General features: G+C 70.2%; 15 protein-coding genes. 6 read left to right on the forward strand and 9 right to left on the reverse strand.

The features are described from left to right. The coding region (locus ADX84_RS27110; protein ID WP_369801105.1) for a hypothetical protein at window positions 1–404 on the forward strand (404 nt) is incomplete at its 5' end. A gap of 13 nt (window positions 405–417) precedes the next feature. Here the strand turns inward: ADX84_RS27110 and aroQ are convergent. Beyond that, window positions 418–885 (reverse strand): type II 3-dehydroquinate dehydratase, encoded by a 468-nt coding sequence (gene aroQ / locus ADX84_RS17625; RefSeq protein WP_049575896.1) that lies wholly within the window; start codon window positions 883–885, stop codon window positions 418–420. A gap of 118 nt (window positions 886–1,003) precedes the next feature. On the opposite strand from aroQ, the gene ADX84_RS17630 reads away from it, so the two are divergent. Continuing rightward, a complete protein-coding gene (locus tag ADX84_RS17630) occupies window positions 1,004–2,788 on the forward strand; it encodes an acyl-CoA dehydrogenase (protein ID WP_049575900.1) in 1,785 nt (594 codons plus the stop codon). 332 nt (window positions 2,789–3,120) lie between these two features. On the opposite strand, the gene ADX84_RS17635 is transcribed toward ADX84_RS17630, so the two are convergent. From ADX84_RS17635 to rpmG, 6 genes are all read right to left on the reverse strand, one after another. Further along, window positions 3,121–3,873: a MerR family transcriptional regulator gene (locus ADX84_RS17635; RefSeq protein ID WP_049575905.1), complete on the reverse strand. Its 753-nt coding sequence runs from the start codon at window positions 3,871–3,873 to the stop codon at window positions 3,121–3,123. Between the two features lie 264 nt (window positions 3,874–4,137). Beyond that, window positions 4,138–4,482 carry a hypothetical protein gene (locus ADX84_RS17640; RefSeq protein WP_049575908.1) on the reverse strand — a complete coding sequence of 115 codons (345 nt, stop codon included), beginning with the start codon at window positions 4,480–4,482 and terminating at the stop codon, window positions 4,138–4,140. Window positions 4,483–4,722: 240 nt separating this feature from the next. Further along, on the reverse strand, window positions 4,723–7,128 hold the full coding sequence (locus ADX84_RS17645; protein WP_049575911.1) for a lysylphosphatidylglycerol synthase transmembrane domain-containing protein: 2,406 nt from the start codon (window positions 7,126–7,128) through the stop codon (window positions 4,723–4,725). Between the two features lie 125 nt (window positions 7,129–7,253). Further along, a complete protein-coding gene (gene rpmF, locus ADX84_RS17650) occupies window positions 7,254–7,424 on the reverse strand; it encodes a 50S ribosomal protein L32 (protein WP_049575914.1) in 171 nt (56 codons plus the stop codon). An 88-nt stretch (window positions 7,425–7,512) separates the two neighbouring features. Continuing rightward, entirely contained in the window at window positions 7,513–7,758 is a 246-nt protein-coding gene (locus tag ADX84_RS17655) for a type B 50S ribosomal protein L31 (RefSeq protein ID WP_049575918.1), read from the reverse strand. Between the two features lie 28 nt (window positions 7,759–7,786). Next, window positions 7,787–7,951, reverse strand: coding sequence for a 50S ribosomal protein L33 (gene rpmG / locus ADX84_RS17660; protein ID WP_049575921.1), 165 nt, complete (start codon window positions 7,949–7,951; stop codon window positions 7,787–7,789). A 181-nt stretch (window positions 7,952–8,132) separates the two neighbouring features. Between rpmG and ADX84_RS17665 the strand changes: the two genes are divergently transcribed. From ADX84_RS17665 to ADX84_RS17675, 3 genes are all read left to right on the forward strand, one after another. Next, a complete protein-coding gene (locus ADX84_RS17665; RefSeq protein WP_049575924.1) occupies window positions 8,133–9,911 on the forward strand; it encodes a PhoX family phosphatase in 1,779 nt (592 codons plus the stop codon). Between the two features lie 196 nt (window positions 9,912–10,107). Continuing rightward, the gene (locus ADX84_RS17670; protein WP_049575928.1) at window positions 10,108–11,490 is read left to right on the forward strand and encodes a sensor histidine kinase; all 1,383 of its coding nucleotides are present in this window, start codon (window positions 10,108–10,110) and stop codon (window positions 11,488–11,490) included. Further along, on the forward strand, window positions 11,472–12,134 hold the full coding sequence (locus ADX84_RS17675) for a response regulator transcription factor (RefSeq protein ID WP_049575930.1): 663 nt from the start codon (window positions 11,472–11,474) through the stop codon (window positions 12,132–12,134). Before ADX84_RS17670 ends, ADX84_RS17675 begins: the two co-directional genes overlap by 19 nt. Window positions 12,135–12,220: 86 nt before the next feature. Here ADX84_RS17675 and ADX84_RS17680 read toward each other — a convergent pair whose 3' ends face one another. Next, window positions 12,221–12,580, reverse strand: a complete 360-nt coding sequence (locus ADX84_RS17680) for an MmcQ/YjbR family DNA-binding protein (protein ID WP_049575935.1) — start codon at window positions 12,578–12,580, stop codon at window positions 12,221–12,223. 127 nt (window positions 12,581–12,707) lie between these two features. Further along, complete coding sequence (locus tag ADX84_RS17685) at window positions 12,708–13,223, reverse strand: lytic polysaccharide monooxygenase auxiliary activity family 9 protein (protein ID WP_049575940.1); 516 nt, start codon at window positions 13,221–13,223, stop codon at window positions 12,708–12,710. A gap of 571 nt (window positions 13,224–13,794) precedes the next feature. On the opposite strand from ADX84_RS17685, the gene ADX84_RS17690 reads away from it, so the two are divergent. Then, window positions 13,795–15,006 carry an MFS transporter gene (locus tag ADX84_RS17690; protein WP_049575943.1) on the forward strand — a complete coding sequence of 404 codons (1,212 nt, stop codon included), beginning with the start codon at window positions 13,795–13,797 and terminating at the stop codon, window positions 15,004–15,006. The last annotated feature ends 148 nt before the right edge of the window (window positions 15,007–15,154 follow it).

Consider the following 15,154-nt stretch of genomic DNA (forward strand, 5'->3'; position numbering starts at 1 on the left):
CCTCCCCGGAGGCCGAACCCGCCCCGGGTACCGTCCCGCGTCCTGGGTTGCGCCCCGCGCCCGAGGTCCGCCCCTCCACGGACACCGGACCGACTCAGGAGACCGGACCAGGACCGGAGACCGGACCCTCCCCCGAGGTCGAGCACCTGGCCGCCACACTGCGTCGGCGCCGGTCCGAACTGGCCGACGCCAAGGCGGCCCGGATCGGCGACGGCAGCATCGTCCACGAACTGACCACCCGGGTCTGGGTGGGAGTGGAGATCCCGGCGGTGGCGTGCGCGGCCGCCGACGACCCCATGCGGCTGCGCCCGTCCGCCCACCCGGTGAACTGTCTGCGGTGCAGGTCGAGACGGTCCGGCTCCGGCGGTGAGCAGGTTCCCGGTCAGGAACTGCTGTGGGGCTGAACCGGTCGGGGGCTCAGACCCCCGGCCGGGCCGCCCGTTCGGCCGCGCGGGACAGGACCGCGCGCAGGCCGAGTTCGTAGCCGAGGACCCCGCACCCCGCCACGTATCCGGCGGAGACCGGTGCGGTGACGGAGGTGTGGCGGAACTCCTCGCGGGCGTAGACGTTGGAGATGTGCACCTCGACCACGGGCGCCTCGACGGCGTCCACGGCGTCGCGCAGGGCGATGCTGTAGTGGGCGTAGGCGCCGGGGTTCATCACCACACCGGCGTAGTGCCGCGCCGCGTGGACGTGGTCGACCATGCCGCCCTCGCTGTTGGTCTGCGCGCAGACGACCTCCACACCCAGTTCCTTCCCGAGGGCGGTCACCCGCCCTTCGATCTCGGCGAGCGTGATGGTTCCGTACTGCTCGGGGTCGCGGGTGCCCAGCAGGTTGAGGTTGGGGCCGTTCAGCAACAGTACGGTGGGCGTGTTCTCGGGCATGCTCGGATTCCTGGCTTCGTCTCTGGATGGTGGGACCAGAGTAGACCCACGGTGGTCCCGGTCACCAAGGGCGGCTACCATACCGACCAGTCGGTTAATCACTCTGGGAGGCAACCTCGTGGCGTCCACCCTGCTGTCCAGGCGCGACCTGCAGTTCCTGCTCTACGAATGGCTCGACGCCGAGGCGCTCACCCGGCGCGCCCGCTATGCCGACCACTCGCGGGAAACCCTCGACGGCGCCCTCGACCTGGCCGAACGCGTGGCCACCGACCACTTCGCCCCGCACAACAGGACCAACGACGCCCACGAACCCAGCTTCGACGGCGAACGCGTGCACGTCATCCCCGAGGTCGGCCGGGCCCTGAGGGTCCACGCCGAGACCGGCCTGTCCTCCCTCTCGATGGACGCCTCCGTGGGCGGCGGCCAGATTCCCCGGGTGGTCTCCAGCGCCTGCGACGCCTACTTCCAGGCCGCCAACCCGGGCACGGCCGCCTACCCCTTCCTCACTTCTGGCAACGCCTCACTCCTGATGGCGCACGGTTCCCCCGAGCAGATCGACACGTTCGTGCGGCCCATGATGGAGGGGCGCTTCACGGGCACGATGTGCCTCTCCGAACCGCAGGCGGGAAGCTCCCTGGCCGACATCACCACCCGGGCGGAGCCCTCCGGGAACGAGACGTACCGGATCTTCGGCAACAAGATGTGGATCTCCGCGGGCGACCACGAACTGACCGAGAACATCGTCCACCTGGTCCTCGCCAAGATCCCGGGCGGACCGCCCGGTGTCAGGGGCATCTCGCTGTTCGTGGTGCCCAAGTACCTCGTCGACGGACAGGGCGAACGCAACGACGTCGTCACCGCGGGCCTCAACCACAAGATGGGTTACCGGGGCACTGTCAACGCGCTCCTCAACTTCGGCGAGGGCAGGCACACCCCGGGCGGTGCGCCCGGCGCGGTCGGCTACCTCGTGGGCGAGCCACACCAGGGGCTGCGGCAGATGTTCCACATGATGAACAGCGCCCGGATCGGGGTGGGAGCCGGAGCCATGGCGGCCGGGTACACCGGCTACCTGAAGTCACTCGCCTACGCCCGCGAACGGCTCCAGGGCCGCCCCCTCGGCGCGAAGGACCCCGGACAACCCCAGGTGCCGATCATCGAGCACACAGACGTCCGCCGCATGCTCCTGGCGCAGAAGAGCTATGTGGAGGGGGCTCTGGCCCTGGTCCTGTACTGCGCCCGGCTCGTGGACGATGAGGCCAGCGCGGATCCGGAGTCCGCCGAGCGGGCGCACCTGCTCCTGGACGTGTTGACCCCCATCGTGAAGAGCTGGCCCTCGCAGTGGTGTCTGGAGGCCAACAGCCTCGCCATCCAGGTGCACGGCGGTTACGGGTACACCCGCGAGTACGACGTGGAGCAGCACTACCGGGACAACCGGCTCAACGCCATCCACGAGGGCACGCACGGCGTCCAGGCGCTCGACCTGCTGGGCCGCAAGGCCGTCCTGGACAACGGGGCCCGGTTGTCACTCCTGTTGGAATCCGCCCGAGCCACCGTGGATCGCGCCCGCACCCTGGGCAGTTCCCCGACCGAGTACGCGGAACTGCTGTCAGCGGCCCTGAAGCGCACCGCCGAGGCCACCGCCGCCGCCTGGTCCGACAGGGACCCGGCGGCGGCCCTGGCCAACGCCACCCCCTACCTGGAAGCGGTCGGCCACGTGGTGGTGGCGTGGATGTGGCTGGAGCAGCTCATCGCGGCCCACGGCAAGGAGGGCACCTTCTACGAGGGCAAGCGGGCCGCCGCCGCGTACTTCTTCCGCCACGAACTACCCCGCACCGAGGCCTGGTTCGCCCTGGTCGCCTCCCGTGACCGCACCGTACTGGACACTTCCCCGGACGTTCTGTAGGCGTCCGGTCTCCGGGACCTCCAGAACGAAGATGTGGCCGATGTCGGCTTCCTCATATCCGTAGTCGGCATTGGCCACCCGCATGCGTTCCGGGGTCACCTCCACGATCCGAACCGTCACCGGTTCCGCGCGTCCCGGCAGGGTCAGGAGCCAGGGATCGGACAGATATGCCAGCCCCAGGGCATCCAGGACAGCACGGGCCTCGGGCTCCGGAACCGGGCCCCCGACAGGGCGGCCGAACGGATTCACCGGCACGAACCCCTCACCCTCCGGTCTCAGATACCCGAGCACCTCCCCGTCCTCCCTTCGATGAGCCGTCCAGTGCGCGGGGATCACGAGCTCTCCCCCAGACGGTGCTCGGCGAAGACCTCCATGGCCTCGCGCTGGTAGTCGGCCAGCCCTGGGGCGACGCGCTCGTACACCTCACGCCAGGGGCCGTCCTCCGCGTAGACCCGCCCCAGGTGGGCGAAGGCCCCCGCGTCCGGGGTCCACATCAGGCAGATCTGCCGGTAATGCCACTCGACCTCGGCCTGCACCAGCGCGGCCCCCACCGGGGTGCCCGCTCTGAGGAACGCGGCCATCCGGCCCATGCCCTCGGCCGCCTCCGCGCGCATCCGCTCGGCCTCGGCGGGAGTCATGGCATCCCCCGCCTCCCGAGCCCGTTGCCACTGGTCCGGCCACTCCTCACGTGCCCGCTCGGAGTAGTGCGCGGTGTCGAAGCCCTCGAAGAGCTCCTCCGGTCTGCTGGTCACGTCGTTTCCCTCCAGGGCGTCGACCGTGCGGCGCACGGTGTCGACGAGGACACTGAGACGGTCCCGTTCAGCTTCGAGGTCATGCAGGTGCTGCCGCAGCGCCGCCGCCTCGTCCTGCTCGGATTCCAGGACACGGCGGATGTCCGCCAGCCCCAGCCCGAGCTCGCGCATGACCAGGATGCGTTGCAGCCTGCGTAGCTCACGTTCGCCGTACCTGCGCAGCCCGCCCGCCCCGGTGCTCTCCGGGAGCAGCAGGCCCACGTGGTGGTAGTGGCGCAGCGTCCGGGAGGTCACGCCGCTCATCCCGCAGACCTCGCCCATGGACCACGACATCCCGTCTCCCCTCGTCAGACCGGACCTTCCGGCCCCAGAAACGACGCTAGGCGTTGACGCCACGTCAACCGCAAGTCGTCCACAGCCACCCCGGCCCCGCGTACCCGGGGTTCACGACGAGGCCCTGCGGCTGTGTCTTCGGTTCTGCTTCTCCGGGTTCACGTGCGGTCCCCTGATGGGCCCTTCGGACAGGGACACCGGCCTCACCCCACCGCGCGACCGCAGCACAAGGCCCCCTCCCGGAGGAGGGGGCCTGTCCCGCGTCTACTCGTCGATGATTGCTTTGATCCGCGAGATCTTGTCCGACGCCACCCCACCCACGGCCCGGAGCGCTTCGTCACCTTCGTGCGACGGCACCTGGACGGCGGCGACGACGTCCGCGATCTGCGTGCCGAGACGGAAGATCCGCACGTCCTCGGTGGACGACTCGGGCAGCTTCACGGGGATGTGCCCGAGCCCGTGCTTGCTGAGCTCTTTGCTGATGGTCGCGCACACACCGGGGCCGAGCCTCGCGGCACCGTTGATGAGGCGGAGGGTGGCCATGGGGGCGGCGAAGACACCTCCGTTGTCGTCGACGGCTTCGCCGAGGGATTCATAGGTGTCACTCATGGGGGCACCTCTCCTGTGAGGGGAAGCCCAAGGATAGCGACAAGGAAGTCGTTGTCTGACGCCCAACTTCCTCGATGTCCACTCGGCTGACGCACCAGTCGAGCCCGACCTCGCGTGCGTACTCCAGGCTCTCTTCGGTACGAAGTCCGGCGCGGTCCTCACCGGCACCACCTGCCACCCTTCCCGGCAGGCATCCCCATGCCGGACCAGCACTCGATAAACCCCGAGGAGCTCCCGGCCTCAGATGGCTTCGCGGCGTTGGAGGTAGCTGAAGGCCGCCCAGCCGGGCAGGACCGGGAACCAGAAGGTGAGCACCCGGAACAGCAGGACGGCGGGCAGGGCCACGTCGGCGGGCATCGCGGTGAGCGTGGTGAGCCCGCCGATCAACGCGGCCTCGACCGCGCCGAGGCCGCCCGGGGTGGGGGCGGCCGAACCGATGGCGTTTCCAGCGAGGAAGACCACAGCCACCGCGACCAGACTCACCTCCACTCCGGGCCCGGCGAAGGCCAGGACCGAGAAGTGCAGGCACAGTACGAAGGCCACAGTCAGCAGCAGAGTGCCGCCCACTCCGAGGACGAGACTGGCCGGACGCTGGAACAGGTCCAGAAGTTGCGGCAGCGTCCCGGTGAGGTAGGGGCGCAGGCGCGATCCCACAGCTCGGCGCAGCCGGGGATGCAGCAGCACGGTGCCCACACTGACGGTCGCCACGATGGCGATGACGGTGACGGTCGGCGAGGGGCTGAAGCCCGTCCAGTACGAGGTCCCGGTCAGGTACGCGCACACCAGGAGCAGCGGCACGTGGACCAGGAAGCCCACGAGTTGGGTGAGGCCCACGGCGGACAGGGACAGCGAGGTCGGCACCCCGGCCTTGATGACATACCGGCTGTTGATCGCGATCGAGCCGAGCCCGGCCGGGGCGGCGATGCGCACGAAGGACGCCGCGTACTGCACCAGGACGGTGCGCCACCAGGGCAGGGGCGCCGGGACGAAGCCGATCAGCACCATCGCGGCGGCGACCATGCAGGTGGTGGCCATGACCAGGGCCGCGAGGGTCCAGCCCGGGTCGGCGTAGCGGATGGTTCCGAGTTCAACCCCGGAGAGCTGGTAGACCAGCACCAGCCCGACCAGGGTGACCACCACGAAGCTGACGATGGTGCGCGGACGCATCCGTTCCAGGCGGGCGGGTTCGGTGGGTGCCTCGGGAGAGACCGCCGCGATGTGGCGCCGCAGGTCCCCCATAAGCGAGCGGTCGGCTCGGCGCAGTGCGGCGCGAAGCGCGTGGGGCAGGCCCGCGGGTTGCAGCATCGGGAGGATGGCGGCGGTGGCGGACACGCCCAGGGCCCGCACGGCCGAGGACACCGCGCGGTCGGCGCCCACGTGCAGCGCCAGCAGGGTGACCATCGCGGCGGTGTCCAGGGCGGTACGGATCTGGGGCGCGGCCACCGCGCCCCGGTCGACCCCGGTGAGCGCGGCGGTGACGGGGGGCCTGGCCTCGGCGTTCTGGTCGAGTACCCCGACGGTGGTGCCGTTCAGGTCGCCGTGGGCCACCCTGCGCTGGTGCAGCAGGCCGAGCTGGCGCCAGAGGTCGTCGAGCAGGGAGTCGCTGATCCGCTCCGGCTCCAGGGTGTCAAGCCCCCGGACCCGGGAGCGTTCGCGAGCAAGGAGGATCCTGCCGGGGGTGAGTTCGCCCAAGGCCAGGACGCGAGGGGCGTCCACCCCGGCCTCACGGGCTGCGGCGCTCATGAGCGCGGCGTGTTCGGCGCGTCTGCGCGCACCGTAGAGCATCCGGGGAGCGACGGGGCCGCGAAGAAGGAGGAGGTCGCGCAGGCGCAGCCAGAACCCGCTGGTGTTCTCGGAGTTGAGGACGCAGAGCTCGATCTGGCGCCCGTCTGCGAGGTCGGCCAGGTAGAGGGCGTCACCTCCGCGGTCGGTTCCGGCGGGGGTGATCCGGTCCGCGGTCAGGTCGAAGCGGTGGAGTTCGGCGTGGATGCGGCCGGTCGCGGGGGGCGGCACGCTGGTACCGACGGCGTAGCGGCTCAGCGCGGCGCAGGTGAGGCCGACGAGGATCGTGAACAGGACCGCGAGGATGCTGGTGACACCGGCCATGACCGAGGTGACGGCGATGGCGGCGTTGGTGCCCCACAGCAGGGAGCGCACCCGGGGCTGCCCCGTGGGCATGGTGCGGGCGAACGCGATCCCCGCCGCGACGTAGCCGAGGGTGGCGGCGGTGAGGACGTCGTCGGGCAGACCGGGCAGCGGGGCGGCGCTGTAGGTGGCGTTCTCCAGAACGGAGTTCACATAGGACGTCATCGCGTAGGCCGCCACTGCGGCGACGATCGCGCGTGTCAGCTCCCGTAGCTCGGCGACGAACAGCGAGCGCAGGACGACGTAGACGAACAGGACGATGAGCAGCAGGTTGGCGCCGAGCGCGACGGCGAACAGCAGCCACGAAGGGATCACCGCGCGGAGTTGGCTGGCGTCGTCGGTGGGGGCGCCGTCGGCGATGGCGTCGCTCACCAGGAGCAGAACCACGAAGACCAGGAACAGCCCGGCGATCCCGATGAGGAGGTCGACGGGGCTGCGTGGTGCCCTCGCGGCGGCACGGCCGGGGGTGGGGGCCGGTGTGTCGGTCGGGGTTGTTGTCACGAAAACTAGCCTGCCCGACTCATGAGGATTCGGTCGTCAGGGCCGGGGGTGTTTCGTCCCGCCCGTTCCGCACAACGGCGCCGCCGGGAGTCTCCCAGCGGCGCCATGGGGGGGGTTGGGTCGTACTAGTCCGGGAGGGGGACGAGTCCGCGCTGATAGGCACGAACGAGGTTGCGGGGGACGCGGTACTCACGGCCGCTGATGTGGACGGTGACCAGGTCGGGGGCCTTGGCCTTCCACTGGGAGCGGCGCGTGCGGGTGTTGGACCGCGACATCCTGCGTTTGGGTACGGCCATACGAGCGGTTCCTCTCTGTTCGGGAAGCCCGGGTGGGCAGTGCGTCAGGGCGACGGGCTCGGAGCCCGTCGCCCTGATCGGGTCGCGGTTACTTGCGCTGGTAGCGGCGCTGGAAGCGCTCCACCCGGCCAGCGGTGTCCACCACACGGGCGTTGCCGGTGTAGAAGGGGTGGCTGGCGCTGGAGATGTCGACGTCGATCACCGGGTAGGTGAGGCCGTCCTCCCACTCGACGGTCTTCTCGCTGCCGCGGGTGGACCGGGTGAGGAAGGCGTAGTCGGCCGCCTTGTCGCGGAAGACGACGTGCTGGTACGTGGGGTGAAGGTTCTTCTGCATGCGGTTCTCCGTAGGGTGCGGGCCTGGGTCAGCGTTCCTCGCGGAACTCGACGTGGCGGCGGAGCTTGGGGTCGTACTTGCTCAGGACCAGGCGGTCGGGGGTGTTGCGGCGGTTCTTCCGGGTCACGTAGGTGGTCCCGGTGCCCTCCGTCGACCGGAGTTTGATGACGGGCCGAACGTCGTTGCGTGCCATGGGCGCCTCCTCGGGGTGTCAGGCCTTTCAACCACACGATAACGGTTTTCATTCCCACTCGGACCACGCCCCCGAATGACGCCACCACGGAGCGGCACACGCCCGAATGTGCAGGAAAAACTACTTATTGTGATTACCTCATGACAAAGAGCGTTTGCATGCACCCGGCCGGAGGAGAATCATGGCGCCAGAGCACGGACCCAACCGTCGTCAGGTCCTGCGTGGCGGAGCGGGGCTCGGGGTCCTGACCACGGCCGCCCTGTTCGGTGACGCCCTCCGCCCCGCCCTGGCCGCCCCCGACACCGGTTCGGCCCCCACCTTCACAGGGGTACCGGTCGCCCACGCCGACGGAGTCACCGTCCCTCCCGGGTACACGGCCCGGGTGCTTCTCCCCTGGGGCGCACCGCTGCACCGAGGCGTCTCCGCGTGGCGACCCGACGCCTCCGACACGGCGACCGAGGCCGCCCGTCAGGTGGGCACCGGCCACAGCGGACTGCGCTACGTCCCCCTGCACCCCGGCCGCGACGGCGGGCGACGCGGACTGCTCGTGCTCAACCACTCCTGGTTGGACCCGGTGCTGCTGCACGCGGACGGAGGGCGCTCGGCGACGGCGGCCCGCACGGCCAAGGAGATGGCCTCCCTCGGGGTGACCGTGGCGCGGGTCGAGCTCACGGACGGCCGCTGGAGGGTGATCGACGACGAACTCAACCGGCGGCTCACCGCCACCTCCCCCACCACGCTGTCCGGTCCCCTCGCCGGGCACCGGAGCCTGGAGACCGGCACCGACCCGACCGGAGTCATCGGCGGCACCGCGCACGCCACCACTCCCTGGGGAACCTGCCTGACCGGTGAGGACGCCCTCGCCAACGTTTTCGGCACCCAGACCGAGGGCTGGAACGCCACCGAGTCCCAGCGCCGTTACGGGCTCGGCGCGGGCGAGGACTCCTACGGCTGGCACGCCCACGAGGACCGTTTCGACCTGGCAGGGGAGCCCAACGAGGCGCACCGGTTCGGCTGGACCGTGGAGATCGACCCACTGGACCCGTCAGCGGCCCCGGTCAAGCACACCGCCATGGGCCGACTCGCACACGGGGGCGCCGCCGTCTCCGAGTCGCGGGGCCGGGCGGTCGTCTACATGAGCGACCCGACTCACCTCTACAAGTTCGTGGCCGAGCGTCCCTGGCGCGAGGCACGAAACGGCCGGGGCCCGGGTCCTTTGGACGAGGGCGTCCTGCACGTCGCCCGCCTGGGCTCCGACGGGCTGGGCACCTGGCTCCCGCTGATCCATGGTCGCACCGGGCTGACCCCGCGTGACGGATTCACCGACCAGGCGGACGTGCTGCTGAGGGCACGCGAGGCCGCCGACTCCGTGGGAGCGACCGAACTGCGGGGACCGGGGACACCGGCGGTGCACCCCGAGACCGGGACGGTCTACTGCACCGAGGCCTCCGGGGAGGAGGGCGGTCGTGTGCTGTCGTGGACCGAGGGCGCCAGTGACCACGGCGCCACCCTCTTCTCCTGGCAGGAGTTCGCACGGGCCGGGACACCCTCCGGGCAGGGACGGGAGGCGGCGGTGTTCGCCGCCCCGGGCGGAGTCCACTGCGGCGAGGACGGCCGTCTGTGGATCAGGACCGACGTGGTCCGGCTCGGCGACACCTCCGAGGGCGCGCGCGAGCAGGTGGGCAACAGCGCGCTGTTGTGCGCGGACCCGGAGAGCGGCGAGGTACGGCGGTTCCTGACCGGTCCGCGCGGTTGCGGGATCGCCGGGACGGCGTCCAGCCCCGACCAGCGGACCCTGTTCGTGACGGTGCAGGGGCCCGGTTCTGCCGTGGACCGGCTCGCGCCCACGGTGGAGGATCCGCGCGCGGTGAGCAACTGGCCCGGGTTCGATCCCGTCGGCCGACCCCGGTGCGGGGTCGTGGTGGTGCGCAAGGACGACGGCGGGATCATCGGGACCTGATCCGGCCAGCTCCGCAGGTCACCCGGGGAGCCGTAGGCGGGGCACCCCCACCGGGGAGGGGCGCCGCACCTGTCCGGGCAGCTGAATCATCGCCCGACCCTGGAGCCACCGACGGCGCCCGGGTGGGGCAGGCCCGTAGCGGAAGGGTGGGGCGTCCCCGCTGTCGACCCCCGAGTGGTCGGCGTAGGTTGGGCCGGTGAGCGAGCAGACCAACGTCCCGAGGCCCGGCGCCCCGGCCCCGTCCCGGGAGGGCCCACCGAGTACTCCACTGGAGGCCCTGCGCGGGCGACGCTTTCCGCTGTCGTCCTGGCCTTGGCGGAGCCTGGGGTACCTGGCCTCGACCGTGCTGGTCGGAACGGTGCTCACCACACTGATCATCCCGATCACCTTCCCCCTCCTCACCCTGGGCACGGCCGTGGAGGAGATGGCCGTGGGCCGGGACCACCCGACCTGGTTCCTCATCACTCTGCTGGTCACCGGTCTCACGCTCCTGCTCGCGTTCGGCCCCCTGATCGCGGTGCCCGTCGCGCGACTGGAGCGGTGGCGGCTGCGTCTGATCCACCCGCCGGTCAGCGGGGGGCGCCGACCCGTCGAACCGGGAGTCCTGGCCTGGATCCGCACGCGCTACACCGAGGCCGCCACCTGGCGGGCGTTCGCGTACCTGCTCCTGCTGGTCACCGTGGTGGACGCCGTCACCTGGAGCGTCCTGTACCTGTTCCCCATCATCGGTGCCCACCTGCTCTCCACTCCGGTGATCGCTGGCCTGGGCCAGACCGTCATCCTCCATGTCTGGGAGTTCGATGACCCTCTGGCCACCCTCCCGCTGGTCGCGGCCGGTGCCGTCCTCCTGTTGGCCACGCCCTACGCCGCGGCCCTCACCGCCCACGCGCACGCCGCTTTGGCACGGCTGTTGCTGGCGGACCGGGGTACCGAGGAGCTGCGTTCGGAACTGGTCGAGGTCACACGGTCCCGCGCCCGCCTTGTGGACGCCTTCGAGACCGAGCGCCGGCGCATCGAACGCGACCTGCACGACGGTGCCCAGCAACAACTCATCTCCCTGGCCATGCAGATCGGTCTGGCCCGCATGGACGCCCCGCCGGGCAGCGACATGGAACGCACCCTCACCTCCGTGCACGTGCAGGCCAAAGAGATCATCGGGTCCCTGCGCGAAATCGTCCACGGTATCCACCCCAAGGTCCTGAGCGACCTCGGGTTGTCCGCCGCGCTCCCGGAACTGGCCGACCGCTCATCCGTCCCGGTGCGCGTCCGCGTGGACCTGCCCCGTCGACTGCCCGCGCATGTGGAGAGCACCGCCTACTACGTGGCCGCCGAGTCGCTGGGCAACGTCGCCAAGCACGCCGGGGCCACCTCGGTTCGGTTGAACGCGGCGCTGGACGGTGACACCTTGGTCCTGGAGACCGTCGACGACGGCGGGGGCGGTGCCGACCCCGAGCGCGGCACCGGGTTGACCGGGCTCGCCGACCGGGTCGCGGTCGTGGGCGGCCGTGTCCTGTTGTCGAGCCCCGTCGGTGGACCCACCCGACTGAGAACGGAGATCCCTTGTCACCCATCCGGGTAGTGCTGGCCGAGGACGGCGCCTTGCTGCGTGAGGGACTGGCGGGGCTCCTGCGCAGGTTCGGATTCGAGGTGGCAGCGGCGGTCGGTGACGCCGAGGCCCTGGTGGAGGCGGTCGTCGCGCACGATCCGGACCTCGTGGTCACCGACATACGCATGCCTCCGGGCTTCGGCGACGAGGGCCTGCGCGCCGCCGTCCGACTGCGCCGCGACCGCCCCCGGTTGCCGGTCGTGGCGCTCAGCCAGTACGTGGAGTCCAGCTACGCGGCCGAGCTGCTCGACTCCCACGACGGCCGGGGTATCGGCTACGTCCTCAAGGAACGGGTGGTGGACGTGGCCGACTTCGCAGACACCCTGCGCAGCGTCCACGGAGGCGGAACGGTGATCGACCCCGCCGTCGTGCGCCAGCTGGTCCGGCGCCACAGCGCACCCCTGGAACGCCTCTCCGGGCGCGAACGCGAAGTCTTGGCGCTGCTCGCGGAGGGCCGATCCAACAACCGGATCGCACAGGACCTGGTGATCTCCGAACCCACCGTGGGCAAGCACATCGGCAACATCCTCACCAAACTGGACCTGCCGCCGGAGGGCACGGACGTCGACCGCCGTGTCATGGCCGTCCTCACCTACCTGCGGGAACGCCCCGACTGAGGCGGCGTTCAGGGGCGAGGGCGTGTTCGGTGACCCGGCCGCAGGAACGAAATCCGAGGCGGCGGTAGACGGGCTCACCGTCGGCGTCAGGCGTGAACCAGGGCCTCCGGGGTGGGCGGTGCGACGAGCAGGTCCTCGGGTGCGGTCAGGTACCAGGCCTCCAGGGTGAGTTCGCTGAGTTCCTCCAGGTCGATGCCGTCCAGGTGCACCACCACCCAGCCGAACCCGCCCGCCGTGAACTGCTTCTCGAACACCTCGGGCCGCTCGGCGACCAGCGCCGCCTGCTCGATCAGCGACTGCTTCAACCCCACCGTGGCGGTCCGCGGCCACAGGTAGCCGAAGGGCCGCCCTCTGACACGGAACGTCGTGTACCGCTCCGAGTCCTGGCCCTCACACTCGGGAAGCGCGTGCACCAGCCGCAGGAACCGCTCGATCTCAACACCCATGAGATGAGACAACCACACGCCACCGACATCGGCGCGGCCACCCTATCCGCCCGTACCCGCGACAGAAAGGCGCCCCGGCCCGTGGGCTGGCACGGGCCGGGGCGCGTCGTGACTCAGCGCGCTCTCATCAACGGATGTTGACGTCGACGCAGGCGTAGAAGGCGTTGCCCGTGTCAGCCACGTTCCAGCGGGCCAGGACGGTCTGGCGTCCGCTGTAGCCCGAGAGGTTGACGTTGTGGCTGAAGTTCGCCGGCGGCCGGGCGCCGTTGTCGTTGAAGCTGGCGATCCGGTTGCCGTTGATGAAGTACTCCCACGTGGAGGTGGAGTGTGCGGCGGTGATCGTCCAGTTGAAGGTGGCGTTGGTGCTGACGTCGGAGACGCGCCAGCCGTAGTTGTTGTTGTCCAGCTCGGAGAAACGCGAGTTACCACCGGAGCAGCTCATCAGGCCCTTGGGGCCCTCGACGCTCTGCGGCTCCCAGCGGATCTGGCCACACTCGACCACACCGGCGGCGCACTGGGCCTGACGGCTCTGGGGGTTGGAGATGTAGCCGTGGGCGCTCGCCGTCCCGGCGGGCATCAGGGTGAAGAGGAGGGCGGTGGCGGCGGCCACGGCGGCGGTGGAACGGAGCTTGGGGAACTTCATGAGGTCTCGCCCTTCTGGGGATCACGAACACCCGGAGCACGCCGGGGTCGTCGCGGGGGACCCGGGCCGTTGTCGGGCCCAGGACGGCTCGGTTCGCGTCCATGGGGGTCGAACAATTCCCTGTGTTCGCGAGGGTCGGCGCCTACAGGAATTCGGAATTCTCGATCATTCCTCAACCTGTTGCCGAGTAGAGTAAGCAGCGCGTAATTCCCTCGTCAAGACCTCTTCTCGCCTTGGAACCGGGTACCAAAGTGTGAACTCTCCACTGGTACTACCAGGGACCCCCCGGGACGAACCCCCAAACTGGAAAGACCCTTATTAGATCCGTGACTGGTCTACTGAAATCCCTGCGGTATTCTCTTCCGGGAACGCCTTCGACAACAGTGAGAACTGTCCTCGAAGACAGATTCCCTTCCCTTCGCCGGAAGCGTCCCACCTCGACACCACCGGCACCGGGCGCCCCGGAGAGCGACACGCCCCCGGATTCCCCCACGGCCGCACCCACATCCCGTGCGACGGCCGCCCCACATGGCAGGTGCCCCCAACGACGCTTCGGCGAAGGAACCTTCTCATGCCCGACCCCACTGACACGCGCAGGTCAACGCCCCCTCCGCACCGCTCCGTCCTCGTTATCCTCGCCGCGATCTCCGTTCTCCCGGTGACGGTGCACCTTCCTGCCCTGCCGGAGATCGCCGCCGCCTACGGGACCAGCTTCGCGCTGGTCAACCTCTCGATCGCCGGGTACGCCGTCGCCACCGTCACGGCCGAGGCGGTCGCCGGAGCCCTGTCGGACCGCTACGGCCGCCGCCCGGTCGTGCTGGTCTCCGTCACGGTCTTCACGCTCGCCTCCCTCGGCTGCGCGCTGGCGCCCACCATCGGGATCTTCCTCGCCTGCCGAATGTCGCAGGCAGCGATCGCCGCGTGCTTTTCCGTGGCGATGGTCGCCATCAGGGAAACGTCGGACGGCGGTGACGCCGTTCGGAGAATCGGATTCGCCGGAATGGGTTGGGCGCTCGCGCCCATGCTCGGAACCATCCTCGGTGGAACACTCGACGATCTGTTCGGGTGGCGCTCGATCTTCTTCGCTCTCGCAGTCATCGGAGGTCTGGTTCTCCTGGTGTCAATGCGATACATGAAGGAGTCCTCCACCCGTTCGAACGGTCCCGGTCACGATTTCCTGCCCGCGCTCCGGCGCATTCTGGCCTCGCCCCGTTTTTGGACCTACTCCCTCTGCATGGCCTGCTCCATGGGAACCCTCTACGTCTTCCTGGGCGGCGCTCCCCTCGCCATGGACCGGCACCTCGACGGTTCGGGGGTCGCCCTCGGCCTGTACATGGCCATGGTTCCCGGCGGGTTCGTCCTGGGCAGCTATCTCGCGGGCACCCTCGGCACCCGGATGTTGCGCACCCGCCTGTTGGTCCTGGCGCGCACCCTGACCTGCTCAGCCCTCCTCGCGGGCCTGGTGATCGCTGTGACGTGGGACGTCCACCCACTGGTCCTCTTCGCCTCCTGCGCGTTCGTCGGCGTGGGCAACGGGCTGACCACCCCCGTCGTCAACACGGCGGTGATGTCCGAGCACGAGGACCTGGCCGGTACGGCACTGGGTCTGACCGCCGCGATCTCCATCGGTGGCGGCGCGTTGGCGTCCTCTCTGGCTGGCCCGGCCCTCGGCGACATCGACTCCACCAGCGGCCTGCTCCTGCTTCTGCTGGCACCAGCGACGCTCGCGCTGGTCGCCGCGATCCTCGCCGCAGTGGTCGACCGGCCCATCGCCCGCGAGTGACCGGCTCCCACAGGCCGTGAGGAGAGTTCCAGCGGTTCGGCCGAATGCCACCGAACCCTCCGCGGCGCCGTGCACTGCCCATGAGCACCGGCCGCGTAACGGGCGGTTCGCCCCTTGGCCGATAGTTGCCAACGTCTCCCCCGGCATT

It is taken from the genome of Nocardiopsis sp. SBT366 (assembly GCF_001083815.1).
Taxonomy (GTDB): Bacteria; Actinomycetota; Actinomycetes; order Streptosporangiales; family Streptosporangiaceae; genus Nocardiopsis; species Nocardiopsis prasina.

Coding starts and splice junctions, on each gene's coding strand:
- rpmG (WP_049575921.1), bottom strand. CDS start 7,951: ATGGCACGCAACGACGTTCGGCCCGTCATCAAACTCCGGTCGACGGAG.
- ADX84_RS17665 (WP_049575924.1), top strand. CDS start 8,133: ATGGCGCCAGAGCACGGACCCAACCGTCGTCAGGTCCTGCGTGGCGGA.
- ADX84_RS17655 (WP_049575918.1), bottom strand. CDS start 7,758: ATGCAGAAGAACCTTCACCCCACGTACCAGCACGTCGTCTTCCGCGAC.
- aroQ (WP_049575896.1), bottom strand. CDS start 885: ATGCCCGAGAACACGCCCACCGTACTGTTGCTGAACGGCCCCAACCTC.
- ADX84_RS17680 (WP_049575935.1), bottom strand. CDS start 12,580: ATGGGTGTTGAGATCGAGCGGTTCCTGCGGCTGGTGCACGCGCTTCCC.
- ADX84_RS17635 (WP_049575905.1), bottom strand. CDS start 3,873: ATGTCGTGGTCCATGGGCGAGGTCTGCGGGATGAGCGGCGTGACCTCC.
- ADX84_RS17685 (WP_049575940.1), bottom strand. CDS start 13,223: ATGAAGTTCCCCAAGCTCCGTTCCACCGCCGCCGTGGCCGCCGCCACC.
- rpmF (WP_049575914.1), bottom strand. CDS start 7,424: ATGGCCGTACCCAAACGCAGGATGTCGCGGTCCAACACCCGCACGCGC.
- ADX84_RS17690 (WP_049575943.1), top strand. CDS start 13,795: ATGCCCGACCCCACTGACACGCGCAGGTCAACGCCCCCTCCGCACCGC.
- ADX84_RS17640 (WP_049575908.1), bottom strand. CDS start 4,482: ATGAGTGACACCTATGAATCCCTCGGCGAAGCCGTCGACGACAACGGA.